We start from the raw sequence: 26,946 nt of genomic DNA on the forward strand, positions 1-26,946 counted from the left end.
GGGGGAGAGCGGGTCAGACCGCCTGGGAGAAGCCGAGGGCCGCGTCCGCCAGGTGGCGCAGGTGCTCCGGGACCGGCCGGCCCTTCGACTCCATCGAGCGGGCCCAGAGGCGACCGGCGCGGTACGAGGAGCGGACGAGGGGGCCGGAGAGCACGCCGAGGAAGCCGATGTCCTCCGCCTCCTCCTTGATCGCGACGAACTCCTCCGGGTGCACCCAGCGGTCCACCGGCAGGTGCCGCGGCGTCGGGCGGAGGTACTGCGTGATCGTCACGATGTCGGTGCCCGCGTCGTGCAGGTCCTGCAGCGCCTGCGAGATCTCCTCGCGCTCCTCGCCCATGCCGAGGATGAGGTTCGACTTCGTGATCAGCCCCGCGTCGCGCCCCTGGGTCAGCACGTCGAGCGAGCGCTCGTAGCGGAAGGCCGGTCGGATCCGCTTGAAGATCCGCGGCACCGTCTCGACGTTGTGCGCGAACACCTCCGGCCGGGCGTCGAACACGCGCTGCAGGTGCTCCGCGCGCCCGGTGAAGTCGGGCACCAGGATCTCCACGCCCGTCCCCGGCGCCTGCTCATGGATCTGCCGGATGGTCTCGGCGTACAGCCAGGAGCCCTCGTCCGGCAGATCGTCGCGGGCCACCCCGGTCACCGTCGCGTAGCGCAGGTTCATCCGCGCCACCGACTCGCCCACCCGGCGCGGCTCGTCGGCGTCGTAGTCGGCCGGCTTGCCGGTGTCGATCTGGCAGAAGTCGCAGCGGCGCGTGCACTGCGAGCCGCCGATCAGGAAGGTCGCCTCGCGGTCCTCCCAGCACTCGAAGATGTTCGGGCAGCCGGCCTCCTGGCAGACCGTGTGCAGCTCCTCGTCCTTCACCAGCGACTGCAGTTGCCGGTACTCCGGCCCCATCACGGCCTTGGTCTTGATCCACTCCGGCTTGCGCTCGATCGGCGTCTCGGCGTTGCGCACCTCGAGGCGCAGCAGCTTCCGGCCGCCGGTCTCGGCGCTCACGCCGCGACCCCCGCGACGACGTCCACGGCCGCGAAGGCTGGTGCCGCCTCCCGGAACCGCGCCTCGACCCGGGCGCGCACCGACTCCATGGACGGCGCCTCGCCGCGCTCGCGCTCGACGGTGGTCACTCCGGCGTCGGCGATGCCGCACGCGACGATCCGGGAGTAGGGCTCGAGGCTGTTCGAGACGTTGAGGGCGAAGCCGTGCATCGTGACCCCGTGCGCCACCCGGATGCCGATGGCCGCGATCTTGTCGGCGCCCTCGCCCCGGCGGATCCAGACCCCCGAGCGACCGTCGACCCGCACCCCGGCGACACCGAGGTCGTCGAGCACGTCGATCAGCACGCCCTCGAGCGAGCGGACGTAGGCGACCACGTCGACCGGCTCGCGCAGCTGCACGATGGGATAGCCGACCAGCTGCCCTGGCCCGTGCCAGGTCAGCCGTCCGCCGCGGTCGACGTCGACCACGGGGGAGCCGTCGGCCGGCCGCTCGTGCGCCTGGGTCCGCTTGCCCGCCGTGTAGACGGCGGCGTGCTCGCAGAGCACGAGCGTGCCCGGCCGGGAACCGGCGACCACCTCGCCGTGCAGCCGGCGCTGCAGCTCCCAGCCGTCGCGGTAGTCCAGGGGATCCGCGGCGTCGCCCGCGAGCAGTGTCTCGATCACCCGGCCACCCTAGACGAGTTCCTGCACCCGGTACAGTTAATCGACGCGGGCCGCCGTCGTCCGACCTCCGGGAAGGCTCCGGTAGAATTCCCGGCATCATGGCTACTTTCGGCACCCTCTCCGATCGACTCGTCGAGACCTTCAAGAACCTGCGCACGAAGGGCAAGCTCTCGGCCTCGGACGTCGACGGCACCGTCCGCGAGATCCGGCGCGCGCTGCTCGACGCCGACGTCGCGCTCGACGTCGTCAAGGCGTTCACCGGCAAGGTCCGGGAGCGCGCCCTCGGCGACGAGGTCAACAAGGCGCTGAACCCCGCGCAGCAGGTCGTGCAGATCGTCAACGAGGAGCTCGTCGCGATCCTCGGCGGCCAGTCGCGCCGCCTCGAGTTCGCCAAGCGCCCGCCGACGGTCATCATGCTCGCCGGCCTCCAGGGCGCGGGCAAGACGACCCTCGCCGGCAAGCTCGGCAAGTACCTCGGCAAGGACGGCCACACGCCGCTCCTCGTCGCGGCCGACCTCCAGCGCCCCAACGCGGTGCAGCAGCTGCAGGTCGTCGGCGAGCAGGCCGGTGTCGCGGTGTACGCCCCGGAGCCCGGCAACGGAGTCGGCAACCCGGTGAAGGTCGCGCAGAACGCGATCAAGTTCGCCACCGACAAGCAGTACGACACCGTCATCATCGACACCGCCGGCCGCCTCGGCGTCGACGCCGACATGATGAAGCAGGCCTCCGACATCCGCCGGGTGACGAACCCGGACGAGGTCCTCTTCGTCATCGACGCGATGATCGGCCAGGACGCGGTCGCCACCGCGAAGGCCTTCCAGGAGGGCGTCGACTTCACCGGCGTCGTCCTCTCCAAGCTCGACGGCGACGCCCGCGGCGGCGCGGCCCTGTCGGTCGCCTCGCTCACCGGCCGCCCGATCCTCTTCGCGTCCACCGGCGAGGGCCTCGACGACTTCGAGCAGTTCCACCCGGACCGCATGGCGAGCCGCATCCTCGACCTCGGTGACGTCCTCACCCTCATCGAGCAGGCGCAGAGCGCCTTCGACGAGGACGAGGCGCGCAAGATCGCCGAGAAGATCATGGGGGACACGTTCACCCTCGACGACTTCCTCGGCCAGATGCAGCAGCTGCGCAACATGGGCTCGATCAAGAAGATGATCGGCATGCTGCCCGGCGCGAAGGGCATGCGCGAGCAGCTCGACCAGTTCGACGAGCGCGAGATCGTCCGCACCGAGGCGATCATCCAGTCGATGACCAAGGCCGAGCGGGTGAATCCGAAGCTGCTGAACGGCTCGCGGCGCCTGCGCATCGCCCGCGGCTCCGGCATGACCGTGACCGACGTCAACCAACTCGTCCTGCGCTTCGACCAGGCCGCGAAGATGATGAAGACCGTCGCCAAGGGCGGCGTGCCGAACGTCCCCGGCATGGGCCCCTTGCCCGGTGCCGGCTACCAGGGCCGCCCGAAGCCGCAGAAGAAGAAGAGCAGCAAGTCGGGCAACCCGGCCAAGCGCGCCGCGGAGAACGCGGCGATCAGCTCCGGCCCGCAGTCCACCAACGCGGGCGGCTCGGGCTTCGGCCTCGGCGGCGGCTCCGGCGCGGGTGCGCAGCCCACTCCGGAGGAGCTGGAGCAGCTGCAGAAGCTCCTCGGCCGATGAGGGGCGTGCGCGCCGGTCTCGCGGTCGCCGCGGCGGCCGCCGTCGCCCTCGGCCTCGCCGGCTGCTCCGAGGGCTCCGGAGTGGACGCCGCGTCGGCCCCGGCGCCGGACGAGCTCGTCGGCCGCTGGGTCACGGGAGTGTCCTACGAGTCGCCGGAGGTCCCGTTCCTGCTCCTCGCCGAGGACGGCACCTGGACCGGCTCCGACGGCTGCAACGGCGTGCAGGGCGAGTGGTCGATCGACGGCGAGGGCGCGCTGACCGTCGACGCCGGCCCGAGCACGATGATCGCCTGCGACGGCGTCGCCCTGCCGATGATCTTCGCCGACGCGATGATGGCCTCGATCGACGGCGGTCGCCTCCGCCTCTTCGACGCCGACGGCGCCACCACCGTCAAGCTCGCCCGCTCCACCAGCGACGACGCCCCCACCGCGTCCCCCGACCCGGCCGGCGAGTAGCCGCCCGGTCGGATCTCGATACGCCCGCTGCGCGGCCTACTCGATCAGCATGGGTCCGCCTCATGCTGGTCGAGTAGCCCCGCAGGGGCGTATCGAGACCCACCACCGTCAGCACGATGGCTGCGCGATCCCCTCGTCCCGATCACGGTGGATCTTGATACGCCCGCTGCGCGGGCTACTCGATCAGCATGGGTCCGCCTCATGCTGGTCGAGTAGCCCCGCAGGGGCGTATCGAGACCCACCACCGTCAGTGCGATGGCTGCGCGATCCCCTCGTCCCGATCCCGGTGGATCTCGATACGCCCGCTGCGCGGCCTACTCGATCAGCATGCTCCCGCGACTCCCGGCCCGCCCGCCGCGAGGTCTAGCGTGAAGGCATGACAACCGCTTCTCCGCGCCCCGTCCGCATCGGCGTCCAGATCGCTCCGCAGCACGTCTCCTACGAGGTCATCCGCGACACGCTCGCCGAGCTCGAGGACATCGGCGTCGACATCGCCTTCAACTGGGACCACTTCTACCCGCTCTCCGGCGAGCCCGACGGCCTGCACTTCGAGGGCTGGAGCATGCTCGCCGCCTGGGCCGAGCAGACCAGCCGCATCGAGTTCGGCCCGCTCGTCACCTGCAACAGCTACCGCAACCCCGACCTGCTCGCCGACATGGCCCGCACCGTCGACCACATCAGCGCGAAGGGCGCCGAGGGCCGCCTGATCTTCGGCATCGGCTCCGGCTGGTTCGAGCGCGACTACCAGGAGTACGGCTACGACTTCGGCACCGCCGGCTCGCGCCTCGACGAGCTCTCCGAGGCCATGCCCCGCATCCGCGCCCGCTGGGACAAGCTGAACCCCGCTCCCACCCGCGACATCCCCGTGATGATCGGCGGCGGCGGCGAGAAGAAGACCCTCCGCATCGTCGCGGAGCACGCCGACATCTGGCACAGCTTCTCCGACGTCCCCACCCTCGAGCGCAAGCTCGGCGTCCTCGCCGATTGGTGCGGACGCGTCGATCGCGACATGGACGCCATCGAGATCTCGACCGGCGCGAGCGTCCGCGGGGGAGTCGGCGACGCCTCCTTCGGCGTCCTCGACCAGCAGTTCGACCTCGGCGCCCGCCTCTTCACGCTCGGCGTCACCGGCCCGGACATCGACCTCCAGCCGGTGCGCGACCTGCTCTCCTGGCGCGACGGCAAGAACAGCACCACCCGCTGAGCGGCTCCCCGGGGGTCAGCCGGGCGCGTCCGTCGCCCGCTGGTCCCCGGGGATCGCCTGCGCGAGCCCGGCCTTCTCCGCGGCGAGCACGAAGGCGTCCGCGAGCGCGACCTGGCCCTCGGCCGTCGGATGCACCCCGTCCTCGGCGAGCAGCCCGTCGGCGCGCAGCGGGTCCGGGTACTCGAGGGCGATCCCGCCCGCCGCGTCCACGGCCTCCACGAGCGCCGCGTCGTACGCGTCGAGATCCTCCGGGCGCGGATCCGGTCCCCACACCGAGTCGAGCGCGATCAGCTTCGCGGAGGGGGAGGCCTCGGCGATCGCCTGCACCGCCGGGCCCATCGCGTCGGCGACCTCCTCGGGGGTCCAGCCGAGGTCGTTGCTGCTGGCGATCAGCACGATCGCGTCGGGCCGGGTGTCGGCGATCTCCTCGGACCGGTCGCCCACGGCCACGCCGCAGTCGCCCGGCTCGATGAAGCCGCCGCCGTCGCAGCCCAGGTTGACGACGCTCCAGCCCAGGTCGTCCCCGATGAGGGCCGGCCAGGCCTGTCCGGGATCGAGCCCCAGACCGCGGACGATGCTGTCGCCCACGATCGTCACCCGCGCGCCGGCGGGCAGCGCTCCGCCGAGCGCGAGGGGAGCGGAGTCGGACAGCGGATCCGAGGTCGGCGACGGCAGGGCAGTGGCCGTCGCGGCGGACGCCGTCGGTGTCGCACCCGCTCCGGCGGGAGCGCCGCTGGCACTCGAGCACCCGGCGAGAGCCAGCGCGCTCGCGCCGAGCAGCAGCGCGCCCGCGAGGAGCCGTCGGGTCATGCCCGCGGGTCCTTCAAACCATCGCGCAGCTCGCCCGCCAGCGCCCGGACCACGGCCTTCAGATCGCCGTCGTTCTCGGCCGCGGTGCGCAGCTGGCGCTGGTAGCTGGCTCCCGCGACGAGGATCAGCTCGACGTCGGCCAGCTCCGCCGCGCAGTCGAGCCGCTCCGCCACCGGCGCGAGCCTCGTGAGCAGATCGCGGATGTCGTCGGTCACGAGCCGCTCGTTCCCGGCGGCGTCGAGGATGATCTCGGCGTCGAGTCCGTAGCGCGCCGCGCGCCACTTGTTCTCCCTGACGTACCAGGGCTGCATCGTCGCGAGCGTCCCGCCCTCGTCGAGCTGCGTCGAGAGGTGCTCGACCAGGCACTGGATCAGCGCCGCGACCGCCCCGATCTCCTCCGGCGAGGACAGCCCATCGCAGGCGCGCATCTCGATCGTGCCCCACTGCGGCGAGGGGCGGATGTCCCAGCGGACCTCGGTGTGGTCGTCGATGACGCCGGTGCGCATCATGTCGTCGACGTACTCCTCGTAGTTCGCCCAGGCGCCGAACTGCGGCGGCAGCCCGGCGGTGGGCAGCTGCTGGAACATCAGCGCGCGGTTCGAGGCGTAGCCGGTGTCGACGCCGCCCCAGAACGGGCTGGACGCCGAGAGCGCCTGGAGGTGCGGGTAGTAGTCGAGGAGCGCGTTGAGGATCGTCAGGACCTTGTCGCGGTCCTCGATCCCCACGTGCACGTGGATGCCCCAGATCATCATGTTGCGGCCCCACCACTGGGTGCGGTCGATGAGCCGGTGGTACCGCTCCTTGTCGGTGATGGTCTGGTCGTACCACTGCGCGAAGGGGTGCGAGCCGGAGCAGACGAGGTCCAGGCCCATCGGGTCGGTGATCTCGCGCACCTGGCGCAGCTGGTCCTGCAGGTCGGCGACGGCGTCGCGGACGGTGCGGTGCACCCCGGAGACCAGCTCGACCGTGTTCTTCAGCAGCTCGCCGGTGATCCGCGGATGCGGCGATCCGTCCTCGCCGCGGAGCGCCTCGAGCACGACGTCGGCGACGTTGGCGAGATCGCCCGTCTGCCGGTCGACGATGGCGACCTCCCACTCGATCCCGAGGGTGGAGCGGTCGGATTCGGCGAAGGTGATCTCCATGACGGCGTCCTCGTCAGTCCGGCGTCCACCGGGGCGGGACGCGCCCCCACATCCTCGCACCAGAGACCGGAGCGGACGCCGAGTGACGGGTGTCCGTGTCGGGGCCGCAGGCCGGGGGTTTTTCTGGCAGAATGATCCGTCGGGTCCGAGGCGGTCGACCCTCTACTCACCGCCGAAGAAACCCCCTCGAGCTTCCGGCCGGGTGTGCACCCCACGCTCACGGCTCAGTTCATCCATCATCGACCTCACGGTCAACGACCACACAGGAGAATTGTGGCTGTCAAGATTCGTCTGAAGCGCCTCGGCAAGATCCGAGCGCCCTACTACCGCATCGTCGTCGCCGACTCGCGCACCAAGCGCGACGGCCGCGTGATCGAGGAGATCGGCCAGTACCACCCGACCGAGCAGCCCTCGTTCATCAAGGTCGACTCGGAGCGCGCGCAGTACTGGCTCGGAGTCGGCGCGCAGCCGACCGAGCAGGTCGCCGCGATCCTCAAGCTGACCGGCGACTGGGGCCGCTTCAAGGGCGACGCCGACGCCGTCAGCACCGTCCAGGTGAAGGAGCCCAAGGCTCCGTTCGTCGTCGACGCCAAGAAGAAGCCGGTCCTCAAGCCGAAGTCCGAGGCTCCCGCCAAGGCCACCGCGCCCGAGGCGCCCGCCGCCGACGAAGCCTCCACCGAGGCGTAGTCAATGCTCGCTCCCGCCGTCGAACACCTCGTCAAGGGGATCGTCGAGAACCCCGATGAGGTCAAGGTCGTGGCTACGAGCTCCCCGCGCGGAGAGGTCCTCGAGGTGCGCGTGCACCCCGAGGACCTCGGCCGCGTGATCGGACGTTCCGGTCGCACCGCCAAGGCCGTCCGCACTCTCGTCGCTGCCCTCGCCGACGGGCGACGCGTGCGCGTCGACGTCGTCGACACCGACAAGTAGGGTGGCGGCCCCCGCAGCGGGCACGACGCAGCTCCGCGTCGCCCGACTCACCAAGGCCCACGGGCTCAAGGGCGCGATCAAGCTCGAGCTCTACACCGACGAGCCCGACAAGCGCTTCACCCCCGGCGCCTCCTTCACGCTCCAGGTGCCCCGCACCTCCGAGTGGCACGGCAAGAAGCTCGAGCTCGTCGAGCTGCGCTGGTACAACAGCCACCCCGTCGCGTTCTTCAAGGGCATCGCCGACCGTGACGCCGCCGAGACCCTCCTCAAGGCGATCCTCTGGATCGACGAGGAGGTGCAGACCGAGCCCGGCGACGACGACTCCTGGTACGACTACCAGCTGGTCGGCATGTCCGTCGTCCGCGACGGCCGCGAGGTGGGCACGGTCCGCCGCGTCGACCACTTCCCCGCGCAGGACCTCCTGATCGTCGGCACGCCGTCCGGCGAGGTGATGGTCCCGTTCGTGAACGCGATCGTCCCGTCCGTCGACCCGGTCGCCGGCGTCGTCACCGTCACGCCGCCGATCGGCCTCTTCGAGGAGGCTCCCGAGGAGGAGCCCGCCGAGGTGGACCTCAGCGGCATCGACCTCTCCGACCCCGAGCTGGCCGCGGCCGCTCCGGTCGAGGAGGAGGACGATGCCGAGTCCGGGTCTAGTTCCGCCGACGTGACCGCGGACTCCGCTCCGGCCGACTCGGCGGACGCCGACTCCGCGGACGCCGCGACCCCGGACTCCCAGGAGGAGCCGCGGTCGTGAGGATCGACATCGTCACGATCTTCCCGGAGTTCTTCGGCGTCCTCGACATCAGCCTGCTCGGGCGCGCGCGCCAGAGCGGGCTGATCGAGCTCGGCGTGCACGATCTCCGCTCCTTCACCCACGACCGGCATCGCACCGTCGACGACACGCCCTACGGTGGCGGCGCCGGCATGGTGATGCGGCCGGAGCCGTGGGGCGAGGCGTTCGACACGATCCTCGACCCCGCCGCGGACCCGCTGGTGATCTTCCCCTCGCCCGCCGGCGAGGTCTTCACGCAGGCGACCGCGCGCGAGCTCGCGCAGGAGTCGTCGCTCGTCTTCGGCTGCGGCCGCTACGAGGGCATCGACCAGCGCGTCGTCGACCACACCGCCGAGCGCGCCCGCGTGCGGATGATCAGCCTCGGCGACTACGTCCTCAACGGGGGAGAGGTCGCCGTGATGGCGATGATCGAGGCCGTCGGCCGCCTCGTCCCCGGCGTCGTCGGCAACCCGGCGAGCCTCGTCGAGGAGAGCCACTCCGACGGCCTGCTCGAGTACCCGAGCTACACCAAGCCCGCCTCCTGGCGCGGCCTCGACGTCCCCCCGGTGCTCCTCAGCGGCAACCACGGAGCGATCGCCGCCTGGCGTCACGAGCAGAGCGTCGAGCGAACCCGCCGCGTTCGCCCGGAGCTCCTGCCCTGACCCGATCCCGCGAGATGCCACTTGTGCACACCTTCTGCGGCGTGTCGCGTACCGAAGTGGCATCTCGCCACTCCGTGCCACGGCCCGTTCCCGCGAGATGCCACTTGTGATCGCCTTTTGCGGCGTGTCGCGCTCATAAGTGGCATCTCGCGGCGGGGGTCAGGGCGCGCGCGTCAGGGTGAGGTGGCGTTCGCGGAGGGCGAGGAAGAGGGGGAAGGCGAAGGCCAGGGCGACCAGGGGCGCGAGCAGGACGAGGATCCAGACCCGCTTCATGCCGATGCGGCGCCCCTCCGCCAGCATGAAGGCGACGGCGGCGATCGCCACCACCAGCAGGTCCGTCGTGATCGACGAGACCGCCGGTCCACCGCCCGCGAGGTCACCGAGGAAGTCGACGCTCTCCAGCACGGCGCGGACGTTGTACGTCCAGGTGCCGACGAGGCCGGCGACGGCGAGCAGAAGGTAGATCACGGCGGGCGGTGTCCAGCCGCGGCGGAGCCGGCTCATCGGGCGACCTCGACGGAGGAGCGGCGGACCGCGACGACTCCCGCGGTCACGAGGGCGAGCACGACAGCGCCGCCGACGGCGAGGGTGAGCGCATCCGGAGCCACGATCGACTGCCCGCGCAGCGCCTGCCAGCAGGTCAGCGCGACGAGGACGGACCAGGCGAGCGCCGCGAGCGCGACCAGCCGGAGGCGGAGGGTCGCGTCGCCGAGCAGCCGCACCCGCGTCGCGAGTCGTGCGAGCGCGAAGGCCAGCAGCGGCAGCCCCTGCAGCGCGTGCATCCCGACGAAGTGCGGGATCCGCAGATCGCCGCCCGTGGTGCTCCAGCCGAGCAGCGGCAGCCCCGCGCCGCCGTCGTCCACGCCGACCGCGTGCGCACCGACGACTCCCTGGTAGTCCGAGAGCTGCGACGCGGTCGGCCCGGTCATCAGGAAGGCGAGTGCCATCCCGACGAGCCCGATCACGAGGCCGGCCCGGACCGCGAGGGTGAGGGAGGGGTCGCCGAGCGGCACCCGCGCCAGGAGAGCCGCGAGCACCAGCGTGACCAGCCAGACGACGACGATCGACACCGCCATCGCCGCCCAGAGCGCCGAGTGCAGCGGGGTGGTGACGTTGAAGTGGCTGGTGACTCCCACCGCGGCGGCGCCGCCGATGACGACCATCTCGATCGCGAGTCCTGCGACCGCGACGCTGCCGAGGATCCGCGCGAGTCGCCGGCGGCGCTCGGGGACCAGGCCGATCAGCCAGGCGAGCGTCAGTGCGTAGACGGCGATGGAGAGGCAGAACTTCAGCGGCTTGGCCCAGAGCGGCTGCCCGCCGAGCTCGCGCGGGTCGGCGAGCAGCAGGACGAGGCAGGCCAGGACGCCGACGGCCATCGCCGCGGCGAGGACGAGGAGCGGGCGGTGCGGGCGGGCGGGAGCCGCTGCGGCACGCTCCGGACGCTGGATCGTGGCGGTCATCGCGCCACCTCGGCGTTCTCTCGCACCGCGCTGTGCTCGGAGGCGGGTGCCGAGTCCTGCCGCTCCCCGAACCTCCGCTGCGTCTCCCGGGCCTGGGCGACCCGGCGCATCGACTGCAGCACGACGTCGCCGAGGGCCGTGCCCACCGCCGCGATCGACGTCTGCTCGCTCACGCTGCTGCGCGCCTCGAGCTCGTCCAGGTCGGCACTCGCGACGATCGCCGCCGCCCGGGCGTAGGCGTCGAGCCAGGACGGCGTCATCCCGCCCCCGGAGAGCTCCAGGGCGTCGAGAGCCCGGGCCGCCGTCCGCACGGCCGGGTGCTCGCAGTAGTCGTCGCCGACGATCGCCCGCACCCGCTCGAGTGCGTCGTCCGAGGCGACGGCCTCGGAGTCGACGTTCGCGGAGACGACGTCCTGCGCCACCTCGAACGCGACCGCCGGGGGAGCGCCCTCGTCCAGCACGGCCGTGATCCGCTTCGCGCCGGCGATGCCGACCCCGCCGCTCTCGATCAGCGCGCGGAGCAGGCGGAGGCGGGCGAGGTGCTCGTCGCCGTAGTCGGACCGCTGCGGCCCCGAGGCCGTGCCCGGCGGCAGCAGCCCCTCCCGGATGTAGTACTTGATCGTGGGCAGGCTGACGCCGCTGAGGCGGCTGAGCTCCGAGACTCGCATGCGGATAGTATTGCTATCGGATATTGCTGCTGTCCAGTACTCGACGGGAGAACTTTTCGGGACTGGGCTCAGTCGCGCGCGGAGAGGACGATGTTGCCGGTCTCCGTGATCGCGATCGTGTGCTCCATGTGCGCGCCGCGCGAGCCGTCGCGGCTGCGGAGGGTCCAGCCGTCCTTGTCGGTGTAGATCTCGTCGGTGCTCTGCAGGAACCACGGCTCGATCGCGACGACCAGGCCCGGGCGCAGCGGATAGCCGCGGCCGGCGCGGCCGTCGTTGGCGATGTGCGGGTCGCCGTGCATGGTGCGGCCGACGCCGTGGCCGCCGAAGTCGGTGTTGATGCTGAGCCCCTCGGCGCGGGCGACCGCGGCGATGGCGGCGGAGATGTCGCCGATCTTCTTGCCCGGCTGCGCGGCGGCGATGCCGGCCTCGAGCGCGCGGGTCGTGGTGTCGACCAGCTTCAGGTCCTCCGGGCGGGGCGTGCCGACGGCGACGGTGATCGCGGAGTCGGCGACCCAGCCGTCGACGGAGGCGGCGAAGTCGAGGGTCAGCAGGTCGCCGTCGCGCAGGCGGTAGTCGAAGGGGAGGCCGTGCAGCACGGCGTCGTTGACCGACGTGCAGATCACCTTCCCGAAGGGGCTGGCGCCGAACGACGGGTGGTAGTCGATGTAGCAGGACTCCGCGCCGGCCGAGCGGATCATGTCGTGGGCGAGGCGGTCGAGCTCGAGCAGGTTGACGCCCACGGCGGCCGCGGCGGACGTCGCCTTCAGCACCTCGGCGACGAAGCGGCCGGCCGGGCGCATCTCCTCGATCTCGGCGGGTGTGCGCAGCTCGATCATGCTGATCCTCTCGGGGGTCGCTGAGGCGTTCTTCAGCGGTCGTGGGTACCGTCGGTGCATGCGCACGAGACGGGCTTTCGGTTCCTGGCTGTACCCTGCGGCGGTCGTCCTGCCGCTCTGGATCCTCCTGGGGTACGGACTCTTCGGAGGATCGAGCGGCTGGACCGTGCTCGGCCTGGTCATCGCCCTCCCCATTCTGGCGGTCGGTCTGGCCGTCGTCGCGAGCGTCGTGGCGTTTCGGGTGACCGTGCGGCCCTCCCGGACCCCCGCCTGGGGCGACGTGGCCGCGCTCGGCGCCTGGCACGTGTCGCTGATCGCCTTCGGCTTCTTCCCTCCTGGAGCGTGGGCGCTCGGCCTGCTCTCGATCCTCCTGGGCGTCGTCGCGTTCACGCACTCCGTCTGGCGCTTCTTCACGGATGCACGGGCGACGCTCCTCGCCTTCGCCGCGGCCGCCGAGGTGCAGGCCCAGGGCGGCCCGCAGCCCCAGCCGGTGACGGACGACCGCTTCGACCCGGACCGCCCCCAGGACGGCCAGACGATCGTCCTCTGAGGCTGCGCGCCGGGCCCGCCGCGCCTCCGACTCCGCCGTCGAGTCCTCGAAAGTTGCGGTAGTCGCGCTCGACTACCGCAACTTCTGCGTAGCGGCGAGATCCCACCCGGCCCGCCGCTTTGACGCCGGCTCCGGCGCCATGGCAGAATGAGCGCTTGTGCCTCGCGCAGGCTCTGCCACAGGGGAGCCGCGACGACGTGGGCACGACCGACTTCCATCAACGAAACGGTGTTCGACCTGTGGCGGGCACGGAGAGCGATACAGCATGCACATCCTCGACTCACTCGATGCGGCGTCACTCCGCACCGACATCCCCGAGTTCCGCGCCGGCGACACCGTCAAGGTGCACGTCAACATCGTCGAGGGCACCCGCTCGCGCATCCAGATCTTCCAGGGCGTCGTCATCGGCCGCTCGAACGAGGGCGTCCGCGAGACCTTCACGGTCCGCAAGGTCAGCTTCCAGGTCGGCGTCGAGCGCACCTTCCCGGTCCACTCCCCGGTGATCGACCACATCGAGGTCGTCACCCGCGGTGACGTGCGTCGCGCGAAGCTCTACTACCTCCGCAACCTCCGCGGCAAGAAGGCGAAGATCAAGGAGAAGCGCGACTCCTGAGCGGCGTCCGCACAGCGATTCCCGGACCCCGGCCCATCTATGATGGACCGGGGTCCGACCCTTTTCCGGGGCGGTACGACCCGGTGATCCACAGACCGGCGCGGCACCGCGCGGGTCGACCACAGTAGGGGCCACGGCACGCGATGACAGACAGCACGGCCCCCGTGACCCTCCCGCACGACGGCGGCCGCCACTCCGCGGATCCTGACGGAGAGCATCGACCGCGCCGTCGCCGACGGGGAGTGCTCCTCTTCCTCCGCGACGTGCTGATCATCGTCGTCGTCGCCGTGCTGGTCTCGTTCCTCGTCAAGACGTTCCTGATCCGCTCGTTCTACATCCCGTCCTCCTCGATGGAGCAGACGCTGGTCGAGAACGACCGCATCCTCGTCAACGAGCTGGTCCCCGGCGTCGTCCCGATCTCGCGCGGCGACGTGGTCGTCTTCCGCGATCCGGGCGGCTGGCTCTCGCCGACCACCGAGCCCGAGGTCCCCGCGTTCCAGGCCGCGATCGACTCCGCCCTCGCGCTCGTCGGCCTCACCGCGCCCGACAGCAACGACCACCTGATCAAGCGGGTCATCGGGCTGCCCGGCGATCACGTGACCTGCTGCACGCCGCTCGGCCAGGTCGAGATCAACGGCAACCCGATCTCGGAGCCGTACGTGAAGCTCCCCGACGGCGTCCAGGCGGTCTCGGCGACCCCGTTCGACGTGGTCGTGCCCGAGGGCTCGCTCTGGGTGATGGGCGACAACCGCTACAACTCCGCCGACTCCCGCTACAACACGGACAAGCCCGGCAACGGCTTCGTGCCGATCGACAACGTCGTCGGCCGCGCGATCCTGGTCACCTGGCCGGTGCAGCAGTGGGCCTGGCTGGACGACTACCCCTCGGTGTTCCGCGGAGTCGACACCGAGGCGTCCGACGAGCAGTCGGAGGACGACCGGACCGCCGCGGGCGGGCGCTAGGTGGTCGTCGCCGACCCGGACCTCCGCGAGGAGCGCCGGCTCTTCCGCCAGGGCTACGAGAGCGTCATCGGCTGCGACGAGGTCGGCCGCGGCGCGATCGCCGGACCGGTCTCGGTCGGCGTCGTCGCGATCGGCTCGCGCTGCGGCCGCTTCCCGGAGGGCCTGCGCGACTCGAAGATGCTCGCGCCCGCGCGTCGCGAGGCACTGCTGCCCGGCGTGGTGAAGTGGGTGTCCGGCTGGGCGATCGGCGAGTCCTCCGCCGACGAGATCGACGACACCGGGATCATCGCGGGACTCGGCCGCGCCGCCTCGCGCGGCATCGAGCGCCTCGTCGACCAGGGCGTGGAGCTGTCGCGCGCCGTCGTCCTGCTGGACGGCAAGCACGACTGGCTGACGCCGGCGCTCGGCCCGTGGGCGGCGGAGCTGACGATCGTCACCCGCGTCAAGGCCGACCGCGACTGCGCCTCCGTCTCGGCCGCCTCCGTGCTGGCGAAGGTCGGCCGCGACGGCCAGATGGTGCGCCACCACGACGACTTCGCCGACTACGCCTGGGACAGCAACAAGGGCTACGGCAGTGCCGCGCACTGGGCCGGCCTCGACCGCGTGGGGCCGTCGCCGCTGCACCGGGTCACCTGGCTGTCGCGCTCGCGTGAGGCCGAAGCGGATGCCGTCTCCGCCTAGGGCGGTCCCGGTGCCGGGCGGTGTCGCGTAGAATCGACGGACGATGGATGAGGACGAGTTCGAGGACTACGACCGCGAGGTCGAGCTGGCACTGTACCGGGAGTACCGCGACGTCGTCTCGCAGTTCTCGTACGTCGTCGAGACCGAGCGGCGCTTCTACCTCGCCAACGAGGTCGAGCTGGTCCGCCGCGACACCGAGCACGACTTCTACTTCGAGCTGACCATGCGCGACGTGTGGGTCTGGGACGTCTACCGCTCCGACCGCTTCGTGAAGTCCGTCCGGGTCCTCACCTTCAAGGACGTCAACGTCGAGGAGCTGTCCCGCAAGGAGTTCGAGCTCCCGAAGGAGCTCGCCCTCGACGAGTAGGGCCTCCGGCCCGCGCTCGGTCCCCTGAAGTGCGACTGCAACGCGCGCTTTGCTGCTGAGGAGCGGATTTAGCACGCGTTTCCGTCTGCTGATCGTGGAGCTTCCAGGCGCATCGAGACACCGCTGTCGGCACCGCTCGTGCTGGTTGAGTAGCCGCCGCAGGCGGCGTCTCAAGACCCACCGCCGAGCGGACCTCCGGTCATGAAGCCCTCGTCCTCAAGAGCTAATCCTGGGCTCGGGCCTCTTCATGATGGCGCAGGCCGTCCTCGTTGGTGCGCGTCCGTCCAGTGAGGACGATCGAGCCGCAGAGGAACGGGCTGGTGCTCACGTTCGTCAAGTGGGATCCGAGCCGCCACATCGCGTGCTGGTTGAGCGCCTGTTGTTGAGCGCGGCTTCGTCGTTGATCCAGAGCGTCGCTTCGGGTTCGATGAGGTGGAGGATCTCGAACCAGATGTCGACGAGTGAGTGGAGTTGCTCTGCGCTGGTGAGGTCGCAGAAATACGGGTCTTCGGTTGCGGGTAGTACGAGCGCGGTCGTCATGGCGCGTCCCTGATCGTGGGTGTTCAGCGCGACCGGTCGGTCACACAGTCGCACCAGCGATCCGACGGTCTTCGACTATCTCAGTTGATCCGTCTCCTCGATGTGATGAGTCCGACACAGGTAACGGAGGTTGCTCGCCACGAACTTCAGCTCAGGATGGAAGCCGCGCTTCTGAATGTCGTCGACGTCGAGGTTCGTCGTGACGCTGCATCCTTCGCGGCTGCACACGTACCCGAAGTTCTTGCCGAGGAACGCGCGCGCCACCTCGTCCCGGAACGTCGTCCAGAGTCGAGCCTGCTTACCCTGCTGAGGTATCTGCATCGCTCGTGCGATCTTGGAGCTTCGACAGCGGCTCCGGATCGAGTTGTAAACGGTGATCGCTGTACCGCAGCCCTTGCACTTCCGCACTACAGGTCCAGCTGACTCAAGCATGGAGCGCTTCGTCACCCTGCCTACGACTGCGCAGAACCAGTGTTCGCTCTGTCAGACCAGCGAGGGCGAGCTGAATCAGCGCAGCGTATGCCAAAAATCCGAGCGACCGCACCATCTCGTCGAGCGCTTGATCGGTCGTATCTCCGTTCTACTCGGCCCAGGCCCAGAACTTTGGACTGGCCTCGGCTTCGTCTAAACCGATGCTCCGGTCCTCGCGCAGGAGGTTCACCCAGCCCGCGCGCTCGCCCAGCTCGAAGTGAGGCTCCTGGACGCGGGCAACGTGCTGACTGCGCCGCTAGCCGTAACCCCGGGTTCCAAGGTGGAGTGCAAGAACAAGCCAAGGCAGCAAGAGCGAGCACCCTCAGGTGTAGTGTGCCGCGACTGACCATTGATTCACTTCTCTTACAGAGTGCTCGAACTACCAAGAAGTCACTGTTGTATCAGAACCCCAACTGTCAGGCCGAGGGAAGCCTCGTGAGCATCGGCCGTGACGTACGAGTAGGTTGTGAGCGGTTAAGCGGCTGCTCTCCTCAGTAGTAGGGGAGAAGGGGTCATTGGAGGTGCTCAGGTACCTCGTAATCATCAGGTTGGCGTGGCATCGCCATCATCAATATTTCAATTTCTTCTAAAGTTTGAAACACGCCGATGTCTTTGAATCGACAACGCTTGAAGCGCACGTTTTCGATGCCGATAGCACCAACTATTGGGCGATCAGGTATTCGGGGAACGAAGGTAAACTCGTCGTTGAATGTCATGTCCTCTAGCGTCACGCGGTCGTGAAGGTAAAGAATAGCTGGCCCTTGAATGACGCAATCGTGGAAACTTACATTTGTAATCGTGAGAGTCTCGCTCATTGGCACGTCGAGGATGCTGAGGGTCTGATTGCGGTAAATGAGGCGCTGCCCGGCCTTTTCGACTCCCTTGCCCTTGATCTTTCGGGCGAGGACTCCAGCTACTGCAGTCACGTCCTGCGTCGTGACTGCTTTGATGTCGCTAGAGAGTGCGTCATAGGCTCTCACCTCGTCGATGGTGATCTCATAGAGGACGGGTAGAAGGCGTCCCTCTTCAAGAAGGATATCGAGCGAAGCGAGCTCCTTCTTCGGCCACTTCTTCTTAAAGAAGTTGTGGGAGAACACAACAACGCCGTAGTCGCTCTGGGTGAGGCCTTCGTTTATCTTTGTGCGGATGCTGTCGCCTACGTCGATCTCGTAGTCGTCGTACCAGACCTTGATCTGATACCGCAGCAGCGTGTCAACGAGGTTCTTCACGTACTTCTTGTCTTCCGACGCATGTGACACGAACGTTGTGTTCGCGTTCATCTGGCCAGCGTCAGCGGCCGTCTCAGTGTTCTGCACTTCCTCAGTCATGTTGCGACCATATTGGAGCCGGCACCTGGCGAGGGAGCGTGATGTCTGGCGTGTCTTTCGAACATACGTTCTACGTTGACGCCATGGGCAGTAACCGACGCTACGTGGACCACTACGACCGCCTGACGCAGCAGCGCGTGGCGGATGCAGCCGTACGGCCGGTACCGGTGACGCTTGCACCTGAGGAGCTCGACGAGGCGCATCACCCGATTCGCCGGGGGCCGGCGGTGCCCGTGCTTGCCTGGGTGCGCTTCCAGGAGTAGCCCGTCATCACGGAGGCCTTCGCTGTCGAGTGGAACGATCGAGATGTGCACGTGGAGTGGAGCATGTCGCACGGCACGAAGCTCGACGCGTGGGTGTGGGCGAACGCAGTGCGGCGGGTATGAGCGCTAGATTCAAGCCGTGAAGCTCAAGGCGCGCGCATGCAAGGTGTTGATCTTGTCTCTCGTCGGCGCAGCGTTGACCGGGTGCGCCGCGGACGATCAGGGGTCCACGGAGACCACCTACACAGGGCCGAGTCAGTTGGACGAGCCATACACGCCGCCAACAGCGTCATCGAAGCTAAGTGTGGATCCCTATGCATTTCAGCCGTCACAGTCGACCCCGGAGTGTGATCTCGCCTTCTACAACGTGACCAACGAGGTCTACGGGTCGGCTTCGGCGGACACGGCCTTGGTCGGAACGGCCTTCTCGTGCGAGTCTCTCGACGACTGGGCTACGTCGGCCCGGTCGCGCCCTGAGGCCTACGGAGTGAACAAAGAGGCGATGGATGACGAGTTCCTTACCTGGGCACTCATTTCTCTCTGTGAGCCCTCTCAAGATTCACCAGCAGTCCGAACTTTGAAAATCTGTGTTGAAGCCCTGGATAAAGGAATGATTCGTGCGTAGCCACCATCTGCTCGCCGTCTTCACGATGGTGATCGCTCTGGCGGGGTGTTCGACGAGCAACCCTGAAACAACGTCTTCCCGGAGTACCGCGCCAGTCGAGGAGGACTCTGCAATCACCTTTGGCGAGGCCCCTGTCGACAATCTGTGCGGTGACACTATGCGAGCCGCCGCCGTCACCGGGAGGGCAGGTGGAAATACGGACCAGCTAGTTACTGCGACGGCTGCGTGTGCTGCGCCGATCTATTGGGTGAACGCCGCTCGCGAGTACCCCGAGGCCCTCGATCTGACCGACCCGACCGATGAGGCAATCGCGCGGTCCTACTATGCGATCTGTGTTGCAGCAAAGAAATCAAATGTGATTGGAAGTTGCGACTCGGATGAGGCTGAAAAGCTGTTCACTGCCCTAAGCGAGCGTCTGTAGTAGAGAATAGTATTGACTATTCATGACGTTCATGCTTAACTAAAGGCAGTCAAATAAACAGGAACATAAACATGACTGACCTAATAGCAATAACTGACTATCGAACACTGACCAAGATCACGTTCGTTACAGTCAAGTAATCACAACTAAACAGGAACCACCCACATGAGCAACACGCAACACGAAGACAAGTTCATCCCATCAAAGCAACCTAACTGGTTCCAGCGCATGCTGGCCTCACGAGTCCTCCCATGGTTCCTCGTCACGATCTTCGCCACCGGCGTCGCTGGCATCATCACCGGCTGGATGCTCCGCAGTGAGAACATGGCGCAGGTCAACCAGGCCGTGGCCTCCGCGTCTTTAGAGCAACGCCAGTAGAAGCCGTCTCTACCGCGCCAGACACCAAGACGGCACTCGAACCGCCTGTAGCGCTCATCGAGCCACAGGCGACGCCTCCGCAGTTCGTAGAGGCACCAGCAGCACCGAGCGGCTGCGAGCCGTACCGACCGCTCGTCGCGCAGTACGCGTGGGACGTCGATGTGGCCCTGGCGGTCATGCGAGCCGAGAGCGGATGTAACCCGAGCGCGATCGGCGACCTCAGTCTCACGTACCAGGGGAGTGGCCGGCGCGAGGGGATGAGCTGCGGGTTGATGCAGGTCCGCGTGCTGGCCGGGCGACCGGACTGCGACGCGCTGCTGGACCCGGCGACCAACATGGCGAACGCGTGGCGCATCTACGAGGCGCGCGGATCGTTCACGCCGTGGTCGGTCTATACGAGCGGCAAGTATCAGCAGTTCCTATAACGCAAGAATAGTATTGACTATTTGAAGCGATAGGCGCATCTTGAAAGCATAACTAAACAAGGAACACCCTAATGGTCACACTACAGAGCTACATCGTCGTCGGAGTAATCTTCGCCCTCATCTTCATCGTCACTGGCATCGCCATCTGGTTCGACCAGAGGAACGAGCGATGAGCCGCGAGATCAAGTTCAGGGCATGGGACCCGAAGACTGAAGCTCAGATCGACGACAAGTATCTCGCGATGCGGTTGGCGACTGGCGCCTTGGTTTACGCCTCCGACGCTGCTGAGTTTGGCTGGTACGACGACACCGACTACGTCCTAGAGCAGTTCACCGGACTCCATGACAAGAACGGCGTCGAGATCTACGAGGGCGACATTGTCATAGAACGTGGTCGAGATGGTCGGGGAATCCCGCGTACGGTTGTGTATGAAGACGGGATGTACTGGCTACGAGGCCCGAATCACACCGGCCGCGTCCACAGCATCGCGTTGGGCGGCTCGCTTGCTGACGAGCGACAGGCACGGAGCGAGGTCATTGGCAACATCCACGAGAATCCGGACCTCCTCGCGTGACCGACCACCTCGACACCCTCCGCTCCGCCCTCCACGCGCGCATCAAGCTCGCGGCTGAGGCCCGTCGCACCGCTCGCACCAAGCCGACGACCTGCGCACACACGTGGGAGACGTTCAAGCAGACCGTGACGGTCGAGAACGTCGGCTTCACGGGCACGGCGTGGTTCGTCGTGCGCGGATGCAGGCGCTGTAAGGCGAAGGTGCTGGTGGACTACTTGGTGGAGAACTGACGAGTACGATCGGCGCATGGCAGACCCCACCGCAGGCATCGGGTCCATCGCCGATTGGGTGAGCGGCATCGGAACGCTCGGAGCCCTCATAGTGGCACTCGGCGTTTGGATCAACGACATCCGAACGAAGCGTCGTCATCGGGCTGATCAATTCGTGCTTACCGTGCGACCGACAAACACCAAAGATGCTAAAGAAAGTGATATCCGGTTCAGGTTCAAGAACAACGGTGACGCTGAGATTTACGAGGGTCTCGCAATTTATTTCAATGGCACTAGGGCACCGTCCATGGTTAAGCTAGGCGTAGAAAGGGCGGGCGGCGGATTAGTTCTGAGTGCTAACCAGAGCGAGTCAGACACCATGAAGAATGTGGGCGCTATCGCTGGAGGTGAAATTTTCGCCGTTTTTCAAGATGCGGAGGGTCGCTGGTGGATGAGGCACCTCGTTTTCAAGGGTGAATCTATTCGGTACCGGTTCAAGTACACCTCGTTTAGACATTATCATCGCCGCATGACCAGATACTTTATGCAGCGGAGCAAATACTCGCGTCTCGAAATATTCCGCATTCGCTACCGCCGGTGGTCGCGCATACCTTGGGGTAAGCAAGATTCTTCACAAATCAATCCGGATTTGTCATAGATAGAGACACGTGGCAGAAGGCTCAACGGGCAACGTTCCAAGCACACCTCCTCGCATGGCTCGACATGTCTGGGGACACGGTGTCCTGACAGTTGTGCCCACGGCCCTCCATCCGCTACCTTCCGAGCAAACCCGAGAGGACGCCGCGATGCGACGCACGTACGGAGCCGTAGCTGCGGCTGCTCTGAGCCTTGTTCTGCTCACCGCTTGCGCCGGAGGCGCTGCCGACAGCGCGGAAGAGCCGGCCACGACTCCATGCGCGACATACTCGGAGATGCCGCGAAACGTGTACACGGGCGAGACTTCTATAGAGCTAGAAAAGAAGTGCATCACCTTCGCTCCCATGGCCGAAGAGGCACCGACCCCTAGCCTGACCCCTACGCCGGAAACGGCTGACGATCTGGTGGTGAACTACACTACGAGCGACGGGTACACGGGAAGGCTTACGGTTCCGGTAGTGGAGTACCTCTATGAGAGCAGCATCACTAACGCGGCGCCTGGTTTTACGGATATCGTGATGCTTGGGCTCCTGCCTGCGACTTTCGAGAACACAACAGAAGGTCGAGCTGCTTATGTCGGTGCTGTTGTCGACGTCGCGACTGTCTACGACGCAGCTTCACCAGTTTGTGCTCTTGACAGCAACACTCTTCGGGAATCTCGAGTGGTCCTGCAAAAGTCGCCGTCATTCTGCTACCTCTTCTTGGGAGTGTTGCCCCCGGCAGACATGGGACCTGGTGACGTGCTCTCTGTTCCGGTTCAAGATGGACAGCGATCGACGACGATTACAGATATTCCCGAGGATCAGGAGCCGGCTCTGGTCGCCGCTTTGAATGCTCCTGTTTCGTTCGTGGTGATGGCAGAAAGTAGCGTGTCGACAGCTCCGGTGATTTGTCAGACGCCAGAGTTAGAACAGGGCAAGGTGACGATGCTGTTTTCGTATTCCATCCTCGCGGCAACTGATCCGGGAGCCTGCTAAGTGGTCTCATCAGGCTCGCTATCTTCTGAGTAAGACTGAAGGGACGTTGCGATGCGACGAACGTATGGAGTTGGAGCGGCGGTCGGCTTGGCGCTTTTGTTGACCGCCTGCGCGGCAACGGGTACGTCATCTGGCGGAGCTGTTGGGCAGGCGCCTCTTAGTTCGTGTGAACCGGGGACACCTGCGGCGTCGGATGTCGGGTGCGCACCAACATCAACAGCTGCGACTTCAATCGTCGACGAGGCTCCGGCCACCACCGAACCAGAGCTTCTCATCGATCCGTCGGCTGACGCTTGCGCGAGCCTCATCGATTTGTTTGAGTCGCGCGAGTTCGGGATCTACCAGGATCATGCGCAGGTCGACATCAATGCCTTCGAAATTGGCGGGAACCCGGGACTACCTGCCCCCGATTGCGCAATTCAGGCTACACCATCTGACAATTCACATGACGATCTGGTGTTGTCAGCCTTTTACTTCTCGGAAGATGCCGATCGTCAGGGTCAGATCATGGACGCTCTGCTGTCAGTCGGATATGAGAATTACACCTACCCCGACTCCTTTTCTCAAAAGATCGACGAGACGTACTGGAGCGTTGCAATGGGAAACACGACGTTTATGCTTGGCGAAGCACCTCAAGAGCTCATCGATGAGATTGGGGGTGGCGACATGCTCCTTTTCGTTGGTCAGCAGCAACGTCTTGGCTAATTGAGCGTTGTGTGCGATAAATAGAACACTATGACCGACCCTGCACCAAATGGCAGCCAAAAGGCAGAGAAGCTACTGAAGAGTGGTGTTCCTGCCAGTGCGGGCAAGGCGACGCAAATCAAGAAGGGCCAAGTCCTCAATCCAGCCGGTCGTCCGAAGGGGTCCCTGAATCTGTCGACGCTCATCCAGCGCATGCTCATGGACGAGGAGTTCACGACGCTGCTTCCCGACAAGATCGAGGGCTGGAAGGAGCACACCGGCGCGCCAGCCAAGGCCATCGTCAAGGTGCTGATGCTGAAGGCGATGCAGGGCGATATCAAAGCGTTCGACACCCTGGCGAAGTACGGCTACGGCACAAAGATCGAGTTGACCGGCGAGGACGGCGGTCCGGTCAAGGCGCTCGTCGAGTTCATCGACCCGTCTGGTGAGATACCGAAGGCCTCCGAGTGACGAGGAGGTGCGCGAAAACACGGCGTTTCATCCACGACGCAGGAATTCAGACGTCACGAGACGCATAAGTGGACGGCGACCAGGCCGTGCGCATCAAGTTCCTCGCTGAGTTCCGCGAGCTGTTCAACCCGTCCTGGCGCAACATCGTCTTCTACGGCGGCCGTGGTTCGGGCAAGTCCCAGCACGTCGCCCTGGCGCTCATCCTGCGGGGCCGGCAGCCGAAGCTGCGCATCCTCTGCACCCGTGAGATCCAGAACACGGTGAAGGACTCCGTGCACAAGCTCCTCAGGGACATCATCAATCGCTACGGCTTCACCGACTACGAGGTGACCGACAAGACGATCCGCAACATCCTCACGGGTACGGAGTTCATCTTCAGCGGGCTGCGGCACAACGTGAACGAGATCAAGTCGATGGAGGGGATCGACATCGCCTGGGTCGAGGAGGCCCAGAGCATCAGCGAGGCCAGCCTGAAGGTGCTCGCTCCTACCATCCGTAAGCCGGGCAGCCAGCTCATCTTCACGTTCAACCGACTGAACGAGCTCGATGCCGTCTACGTCCGCTACGTGATGAACCAGCCCGCCAAGACGTACAGCCGGCAGGTCAACTACGACGTACTCGAGCGGGCCGGTTTACTACCTGACTCCCTGAAGCTGGAGCTGGAGGCCGACAGGGCGAACCCGTCCACCTTCGCGCACGTCTGGCTCGGGCAGCCGATGGACCAGGCGGACAATGCGATCATCGGGCGAACGGCCATCATGGCCGCCATGGAACGCACTGTCTCAGACGAGGGAGCCGCGGAGGTAGGTGCTGACATCGCGCGCATGGGCAACGACCGGACCGTCTTCACGAAGCGGAAGGGTTTCAGGCTCGTCGAGTCGAACGAGTACACGAAGCTCCGGACCACGGAGGTCTGCGACAAGCTCGAAGCCTTCGTCGACCACGACAAGACCATCCTCATCAAGATCGACGACACAGGCGTGGGCGGGGGAGTCACCGACGAGATGATGCTGCGCGGCTACCTGGTGCTGCCGATCAACTTCGGCGCGAGCGCGCGAGACGTCGATCGGTACCCGAACCTCATCTCGGAAGCGTGGTTTTACCTAGCGTCGATCATCGAGACGGTCTCCCTCGACATGGATGCGGACCTCCTCATGGAGCTGTCGTCACGCCAGTGGAAGATGGACAGCAAGGGCAGGCGTGGTGTCGAGAGCAAGGCCGACTACAAGAAGCGTGGCTACCGATCGCCGGACAAGGCCGACGCACTGATCCTTGCGTACTATTCACGCATCGTCGATCCAGTCGACGATCTCGATGACGACGACGAGGATGGCGAATTTGCAGGATTGATGGACGAGAGCTTTTAGCGTACATTCAAAAGCAGATGGGAATACTGAAGCGCAAAGAACCACTGAAGGAAGTCGGAGAATCCGGCACTTCTATTGCTTCAGGCCAGATGATTGGCGAGGACTACAACTGGAAGGTCCAGGGCGAGCGCGCCCTCGCGATCTACGACGAGATGCGCCGCAGCGACGCCACCGTCTCTGCTGCACTCGACGTCGTGAAGTACCCGGTCATCAGCACTGAGTGGGACATCGACCCAGCCAGCGACGACCAGGCGGACATCGACGTCCGCGACTTCGTCAAGGAGTGCCTCTTCAACATCGTCGACTGGAGCAAGTTCCTCGACGAGGCGCTGACCTACCTCGACTTCGGCTTCGTCGTGTTCGAGATGGTCTTCGAGCCGCGCGTCGTCGACGGCGCGACCCGCATCGCCTTGACCAAGCTCGCCTACCGCAAGCAGACCACGATCCAGCGCTGGCTGACGGAGGACGAGCAGCCCGGTGTGACCTAGGTGACCAACAACGGCCGCTTCTCGATCCGCGCGGAAAAGCTCATGCGGATCACGCACAAGCAGGAGGGCGACAACTACGTCGGCCGCTCTCTACTGCGTGCCGCCTACAAGCACTGGTACATCAAGGACAAGCTCTACAAGATCGACGCGATCGGCCACGAGCGCCAGAGCCTCGGCGTCGTCGAGATCACCACACCAACCGGCGCGACCAAGGCCGACAAGGAAAAGCTGCGCCGCGCAGCCCGCAACCTCCGCGCCAACGAGTCCTCCTACATCGAGCACCCGGACGGCTACATCGTCCAGTTCATGGACATGAAGGCCGCGACCCTCAAGGACGTCGAGCCGAGCATCAACCACCACGACCGCCAGATCATGAAGAACGTCCTGGCTCAGTTCCTGGAGATCGGTGCCGCTGGATCGAGCGGGACCAAGGGTGCGTCCGAGGACCACAGCCGGCTGTTCGACATGGGCACGCAGAACGTCGCCTACAGCGTGCGAGACGCGCTCCAAGCCGTCATGCAAACGCTGGTCGACCTGAACTTCACCGGACGGGACTACCCGACGATGCGCGCAGGCAAGACCGGAGACGAGAACTTATCCCTCATCAGCGAGGCCGTCACCAAGTACGTGACCGCTGGTGCGCTTCACCCACGGGCTGAGGACGAGAACAGCGTGCGCAAGTCGCTCGGTTGGGCCGAGGTCGAGCAGGAAGAGCTCGAGGAGCTGTACGAGAAGAAGGAACCGGTCGCCGTTGTACCGGCCGTCCCAACTGAGGACGTCGAGGTGAAGGCCACTGCCAAGGAACTGAAGGCGCTCCGAGCGAGCGTTGAGGCCGCGCTCTATGAGCCGACAAGCAAGGCTGCTTAGCGCCCACGCCCACCTCACTGCCGCGATCCGCGAAGGGGAGCAGTGGGAGGCCAGCTACAAGGCGTCGCCGGCCACATTCAAGCGGCTCATCCGCGAGGAGGCCGCGCTGCAGGCCGACGTGAACGGCTACCTGCTCGGACTGTCCGAGCGCGTCCCTCAGATCGTGAACCTGTTCGAGGTGGAGCCGCGTTCGGTCCAGGCCGACGCCGTGCCGCCTGAGAGCGACGACGTCTGGAAGATCGAGATCGCGCTCCTGACGGCTGCCGTCCGTGACCACCTCGTCGAGCTGGCTGTGATCGGCGCCAACGCGGGGGAGGAGATCTACCTCAGGCCACTTGGCTTCAGCACGCTCAGCGAGTCGATCCAGAAGGCCGCGGACAAGTACACCGCCGGCCTCGTGTCGGGCGTCACCAAGACGACCCGTCGCTACATCCAGCAATCAATCCGTACGAGCATCGCGCAGGGTGAAGACCTCGACGCCATGGTGGCGCGCATCCGCCTCAGGGTGAGCAACCCGATCCGGGCCGAGATGATTGCGCAGACCGAGAGCGTCAGCGCGTACCAGCGCGGCATGGAGAACTTCGCCGTCTCGTCCGGTGCTGAGAGCAGTACGTGGGACGCGCTCTTCGGAGCGTGCCAGCTCTGCCGACCTCTGAACGGCGTCACGAAGCCACTGGGGGAGCTGTTCACGCTCGGCAACGGTGCCGAGGTCTCAATGCCTCCAGGACGCACCCGATGCCGCTGCGGCCGCATCATCAACTACCCGAATTAGCGT

Annotated in this window: 38 protein-coding genes; 27 read left to right on the forward strand and 11 right to left on the reverse strand. The window is 66.4% G+C overall.

Going from position 1 to position 26,946, the window contains the following annotated elements:
- Window positions 1-13 precede the first annotated feature (13 nt).
- Together lipA and lipB are read right to left on the reverse strand one after the other, a co-directional pair.
- Window positions 14-1,000, reverse strand: coding sequence for a lipoyl synthase (lipA, locus tag EDF22_RS06390; protein WP_123703292.1), 987 nt, complete (start codon window positions 998-1,000; stop codon window positions 14-16).
- A complete protein-coding gene (gene lipB, locus EDF22_RS06395) occupies window positions 997-1,662 on the reverse strand; it encodes a lipoyl(octanoyl) transferase LipB (protein WP_123703294.1) in 666 nt (221 codons plus the stop codon). The genes lipA and lipB overlap by 4 nt, the downstream gene beginning before the upstream one ends.
- A gap of 98 nt (window positions 1,663-1,760) precedes the next feature.
- On the opposite strand from lipB, the gene ffh reads away from it, so the two are divergent.
- From ffh to EDF22_RS06410, 3 genes are all read left to right on the forward strand, one after another.
- Window positions 1,761-3,317 carry a signal recognition particle protein gene (gene ffh, locus EDF22_RS06400; protein ID WP_123703295.1) on the forward strand — a complete coding sequence of 519 codons (1,557 nt, stop codon included), beginning with the start codon at window positions 1,761-1,763 and terminating at the stop codon, window positions 3,315-3,317.
- 5 nt (window positions 3,318-3,322) lie between these two features.
- The gene (locus EDF22_RS06405) at window positions 3,323-3,772 is read left to right on the forward strand and encodes an META domain-containing protein (RefSeq protein WP_166674053.1); all 450 of its coding nucleotides are present in this window, start codon (window positions 3,323-3,325) and stop codon (window positions 3,770-3,772) included.
- Between the two features lie 376 nt (window positions 3,773-4,148).
- On the forward strand, window positions 4,149-4,976 hold the full coding sequence (locus EDF22_RS06410; RefSeq protein ID WP_123703299.1) for an LLM class F420-dependent oxidoreductase: 828 nt from the start codon (window positions 4,149-4,151) through the stop codon (window positions 4,974-4,976).
- 15 nt (window positions 4,977-4,991) lie between these two features.
- Here the strand turns inward: EDF22_RS06410 and EDF22_RS06415 are convergent, their stop codons facing one another.
- Together EDF22_RS06415 and EDF22_RS06420 are read right to left on the reverse strand one after the other, a co-directional pair.
- Window positions 4,992-5,786 (reverse strand): SGNH/GDSL hydrolase family protein, encoded by a 795-nt coding sequence (locus tag EDF22_RS06415; protein ID WP_123703301.1) that lies wholly within the window; start codon window positions 5,784-5,786, stop codon window positions 4,992-4,994.
- On the reverse strand, window positions 5,783-6,928 hold the full coding sequence (locus EDF22_RS06420; RefSeq protein ID WP_123703303.1) for a glutamate--cysteine ligase: 1,146 nt from the start codon (window positions 6,926-6,928) through the stop codon (window positions 5,783-5,785). The genes EDF22_RS06415 and EDF22_RS06420 overlap by 4 nt, the downstream gene beginning before the upstream one ends.
- Window positions 6,929-7,201: 273 nt before the next feature.
- Between EDF22_RS06420 and rpsP the strand changes: the two genes are divergently transcribed.
- From rpsP to trmD, 4 genes are read left to right on the forward strand one after another with little or no spacing between them, the layout of a single operon-like run.
- Complete coding sequence (rpsP, locus tag EDF22_RS06425) at window positions 7,202-7,615, forward strand: 30S ribosomal protein S16 (RefSeq protein WP_123445713.1); 414 nt, start codon at window positions 7,202-7,204, stop codon at window positions 7,613-7,615.
- Window positions 7,616-7,618: 3 nt separating this feature from the next.
- Window positions 7,619-7,855 carry an RNA-binding protein gene (locus EDF22_RS06430; RefSeq protein WP_123445714.1) on the forward strand — a complete coding sequence of 79 codons (237 nt, stop codon included), beginning with the start codon at window positions 7,619-7,621 and terminating at the stop codon, window positions 7,853-7,855.
- Between the two features lies 1 nt (window position 7,856).
- On the forward strand, window positions 7,857-8,609 hold the full coding sequence (rimM, locus tag EDF22_RS06435) for a ribosome maturation factor RimM (protein WP_123703305.1): 753 nt from the start codon (window positions 7,857-7,859) through the stop codon (window positions 8,607-8,609).
- Window positions 8,606-9,289 (forward strand): tRNA (guanosine(37)-N1)-methyltransferase TrmD, encoded by a 684-nt coding sequence (gene trmD / locus EDF22_RS06440; protein WP_123445716.1) that lies wholly within the window; start codon window positions 8,606-8,608, stop codon window positions 9,287-9,289. The genes rimM and trmD overlap by 4 nt, the downstream gene beginning before the upstream one ends.
- Window positions 9,290-9,448: 159 nt before the next feature.
- Here the strand turns inward: trmD and EDF22_RS06445 are convergent, their stop codons facing one another.
- The 4 genes from EDF22_RS06445 to map all read right to left on the reverse strand — a co-directional run bounded on the left by EDF22_RS06445 (window position 9,449) and on the right by map (window position 12,253).
- Window positions 9,449-9,793 (reverse strand): DUF2834 domain-containing protein, encoded by a 345-nt coding sequence (locus EDF22_RS06445; RefSeq protein WP_123703307.1) that lies wholly within the window; start codon window positions 9,791-9,793, stop codon window positions 9,449-9,451.
- Window positions 9,790-10,749, reverse strand: a complete 960-nt coding sequence (locus tag EDF22_RS06450) for a hypothetical protein (RefSeq protein ID WP_123703309.1) — start codon at window positions 10,747-10,749, stop codon at window positions 9,790-9,792. The genes EDF22_RS06445 and EDF22_RS06450 overlap by 4 nt, the downstream gene beginning before the upstream one ends.
- Window positions 10,746-11,417 (reverse strand): MerR family transcriptional regulator, encoded by a 672-nt coding sequence (locus tag EDF22_RS06455; RefSeq protein ID WP_123703311.1) that lies wholly within the window; start codon window positions 11,415-11,417, stop codon window positions 10,746-10,748. Before EDF22_RS06455 ends, EDF22_RS06450 begins: the two co-directional genes overlap by 4 nt.
- A gap of 68 nt (window positions 11,418-11,485) precedes the next feature.
- Window positions 11,486-12,253, reverse strand: a complete 768-nt coding sequence (map, locus tag EDF22_RS06460; protein ID WP_123445720.1) for a type I methionyl aminopeptidase — start codon at window positions 12,251-12,253, stop codon at window positions 11,486-11,488.
- Window positions 12,254-12,311: 58 nt separating this feature from the next.
- Here map and EDF22_RS06465 point away from each other — a divergent pair, with 58 nt between their 5' ends.
- From EDF22_RS06465 to EDF22_RS06485, 5 genes are all read left to right on the forward strand, one after another.
- Entirely contained in the window at window positions 12,312-12,803 is a 492-nt protein-coding gene (locus EDF22_RS06465) for a hypothetical protein (protein ID WP_123703313.1), read from the forward strand.
- Window positions 12,804-13,068: 265 nt separating this feature from the next.
- The gene (rplS, locus tag EDF22_RS06470; RefSeq protein WP_123445722.1) at window positions 13,069-13,416 is read left to right on the forward strand and encodes a 50S ribosomal protein L19; all 348 of its coding nucleotides are present in this window, start codon (window positions 13,069-13,071) and stop codon (window positions 13,414-13,416) included.
- Window positions 13,417-13,559: 143 nt separating this feature from the next.
- Window positions 13,560-14,378, forward strand: a complete 819-nt coding sequence (gene lepB / locus EDF22_RS06475; RefSeq protein ID WP_123445723.1) for a signal peptidase I — start codon at window positions 13,560-13,562, stop codon at window positions 14,376-14,378.
- Window positions 14,379-15,059, forward strand: coding sequence for a ribonuclease HII (locus tag EDF22_RS06480; protein ID WP_123703315.1), 681 nt, complete (start codon window positions 14,379-14,381; stop codon window positions 15,057-15,059).
- A 43-nt stretch (window positions 15,060-15,102) separates the two neighbouring features.
- Complete coding sequence (locus EDF22_RS06485; protein WP_056044100.1) at window positions 15,103-15,426, forward strand: DUF2469 family protein; 324 nt, start codon at window positions 15,103-15,105, stop codon at window positions 15,424-15,426.
- A 333-nt stretch (window positions 15,427-15,759) separates the two neighbouring features.
- On the opposite strand, the gene EDF22_RS06490 is transcribed toward EDF22_RS06485, so the two are convergent.
- From EDF22_RS06490 to EDF22_RS06500, 3 genes are all read right to left on the reverse strand, one after another.
- Window positions 15,760-15,966 carry a hypothetical protein gene (locus tag EDF22_RS06490; RefSeq protein WP_123703316.1) on the reverse strand — a complete coding sequence of 69 codons (207 nt, stop codon included), beginning with the start codon at window positions 15,964-15,966 and terminating at the stop codon, window positions 15,760-15,762.
- A 75-nt stretch (window positions 15,967-16,041) separates the two neighbouring features.
- The gene (locus EDF22_RS06495) at window positions 16,042-16,398 is read right to left on the reverse strand and encodes a hypothetical protein (RefSeq protein WP_133961943.1); all 357 of its coding nucleotides are present in this window, start codon (window positions 16,396-16,398) and stop codon (window positions 16,042-16,044) included.
- 551 nt (window positions 16,399-16,949) lie between these two features.
- Window positions 16,950-17,765: a toll/interleukin-1 receptor domain-containing protein gene (locus EDF22_RS06500; RefSeq protein ID WP_123703320.1), complete on the reverse strand. Its 816-nt coding sequence runs from the start codon at window positions 17,763-17,765 to the stop codon at window positions 16,950-16,952.
- An 83-nt stretch (window positions 17,766-17,848) separates the two neighbouring features.
- Here EDF22_RS06500 and EDF22_RS06505 point away from each other — a divergent pair, with 83 nt between their 5' ends.
- The 15 genes from EDF22_RS06505 (at window position 17,849) to EDF22_RS06555 (ending at window position 26,943) form a co-directional block, all read left to right on the forward strand.
- Window positions 17,849-18,028 (forward strand): hypothetical protein, encoded by a 180-nt coding sequence (locus EDF22_RS06505; protein WP_148059126.1) that lies wholly within the window; start codon window positions 17,849-17,851, stop codon window positions 18,026-18,028.
- A 139-nt stretch (window positions 18,029-18,167) separates the two neighbouring features.
- Complete coding sequence (locus tag EDF22_RS20415) at window positions 18,168-18,653, forward strand: hypothetical protein (protein ID WP_148059127.1); 486 nt, start codon at window positions 18,168-18,170, stop codon at window positions 18,651-18,653.
- Window positions 18,646-19,074, forward strand: coding sequence for a hypothetical protein (locus EDF22_RS21065; protein ID WP_221180889.1), 429 nt, complete (start codon window positions 18,646-18,648; stop codon window positions 19,072-19,074). The genes EDF22_RS20415 and EDF22_RS21065 overlap by 8 nt, the downstream gene beginning before the upstream one ends.
- A 165-nt stretch (window positions 19,075-19,239) precedes the next feature.
- Window positions 19,240-19,452 carry a hypothetical protein gene (locus tag EDF22_RS06510; protein ID WP_123703324.1) on the forward strand — a complete coding sequence of 71 codons (213 nt, stop codon included), beginning with the start codon at window positions 19,240-19,242 and terminating at the stop codon, window positions 19,450-19,452.
- A 161-nt stretch (window positions 19,453-19,613) separates the two neighbouring features.
- A complete protein-coding gene (locus tag EDF22_RS21070; RefSeq protein WP_123703326.1) occupies window positions 19,614-19,877 on the forward strand; it encodes a hypothetical protein in 264 nt (87 codons plus the stop codon).
- A gap of 169 nt (window positions 19,878-20,046) precedes the next feature.
- Entirely contained in the window at window positions 20,047-20,451 is a 405-nt protein-coding gene (locus tag EDF22_RS06520; RefSeq protein ID WP_123703328.1) for a YopX family protein, read from the forward strand.
- The gene (locus tag EDF22_RS06525; protein ID WP_123703330.1) at window positions 20,448-20,681 is read left to right on the forward strand and encodes a hypothetical protein; all 234 of its coding nucleotides are present in this window, start codon (window positions 20,448-20,450) and stop codon (window positions 20,679-20,681) included. Before EDF22_RS06520 ends, EDF22_RS06525 begins: the two co-directional genes overlap by 4 nt.
- Before the next feature lie 16 nt (window positions 20,682-20,697).
- Window positions 20,698-21,318 (forward strand): hypothetical protein, encoded by a 621-nt coding sequence (locus tag EDF22_RS20420; RefSeq protein ID WP_148059128.1) that lies wholly within the window; start codon window positions 20,698-20,700, stop codon window positions 21,316-21,318.
- 148 nt (window positions 21,319-21,466) lie between these two features.
- A complete protein-coding gene (locus EDF22_RS20425; protein ID WP_148059129.1) occupies window positions 21,467-22,294 on the forward strand; it encodes a hypothetical protein in 828 nt (275 codons plus the stop codon).
- Window positions 22,295-22,345: 51 nt separating this feature from the next.
- Entirely contained in the window at window positions 22,346-22,999 is a 654-nt protein-coding gene (locus tag EDF22_RS20430) for a hypothetical protein (protein ID WP_148059130.1), read from the forward strand.
- 30 nt (window positions 23,000-23,029) lie between these two features.
- The gene (locus EDF22_RS20435) at window positions 23,030-23,449 is read left to right on the forward strand and encodes a DUF5681 domain-containing protein (protein ID WP_148059131.1); all 420 of its coding nucleotides are present in this window, start codon (window positions 23,030-23,032) and stop codon (window positions 23,447-23,449) included.
- Between the two features lie 68 nt (window positions 23,450-23,517).
- Window positions 23,518-24,816 carry a PBSX family phage terminase large subunit gene (locus EDF22_RS06540; protein ID WP_123703336.1) on the forward strand — a complete coding sequence of 433 codons (1,299 nt, stop codon included), beginning with the start codon at window positions 23,518-23,520 and terminating at the stop codon, window positions 24,814-24,816.
- A gap of 89 nt (window positions 24,817-24,905) precedes the next feature.
- Window positions 24,906-25,304, forward strand: coding sequence for a DUF935 family protein (locus EDF22_RS06545; RefSeq protein WP_185038770.1), 399 nt, complete (start codon window positions 24,906-24,908; stop codon window positions 25,302-25,304).
- The gene (locus EDF22_RS06550) at window positions 25,305-26,171 is read left to right on the forward strand and encodes a DUF935 family protein (RefSeq protein WP_123703340.1); all 867 of its coding nucleotides are present in this window, start codon (window positions 25,305-25,307) and stop codon (window positions 26,169-26,171) included. It begins immediately after the preceding gene.
- Window positions 26,146-26,943 (forward strand): hypothetical protein, encoded by a 798-nt coding sequence (locus tag EDF22_RS06555; RefSeq protein WP_123703342.1) that lies wholly within the window; start codon window positions 26,146-26,148, stop codon window positions 26,941-26,943. The genes EDF22_RS06550 and EDF22_RS06555 overlap by 26 nt, the downstream gene beginning before the upstream one ends.
- The last annotated feature ends 3 nt before the right edge of the window (window positions 26,944-26,946 follow it).

Origin of the sequence: Rathayibacter sp. PhB127 (genome assembly GCF_003751665.1) — a bacterium.
In the GTDB taxonomy this organism is placed as follows: Bacteria; Actinomycetota; Actinomycetes; order Actinomycetales; family Microbacteriaceae; genus Rathayibacter; species Rathayibacter festucae.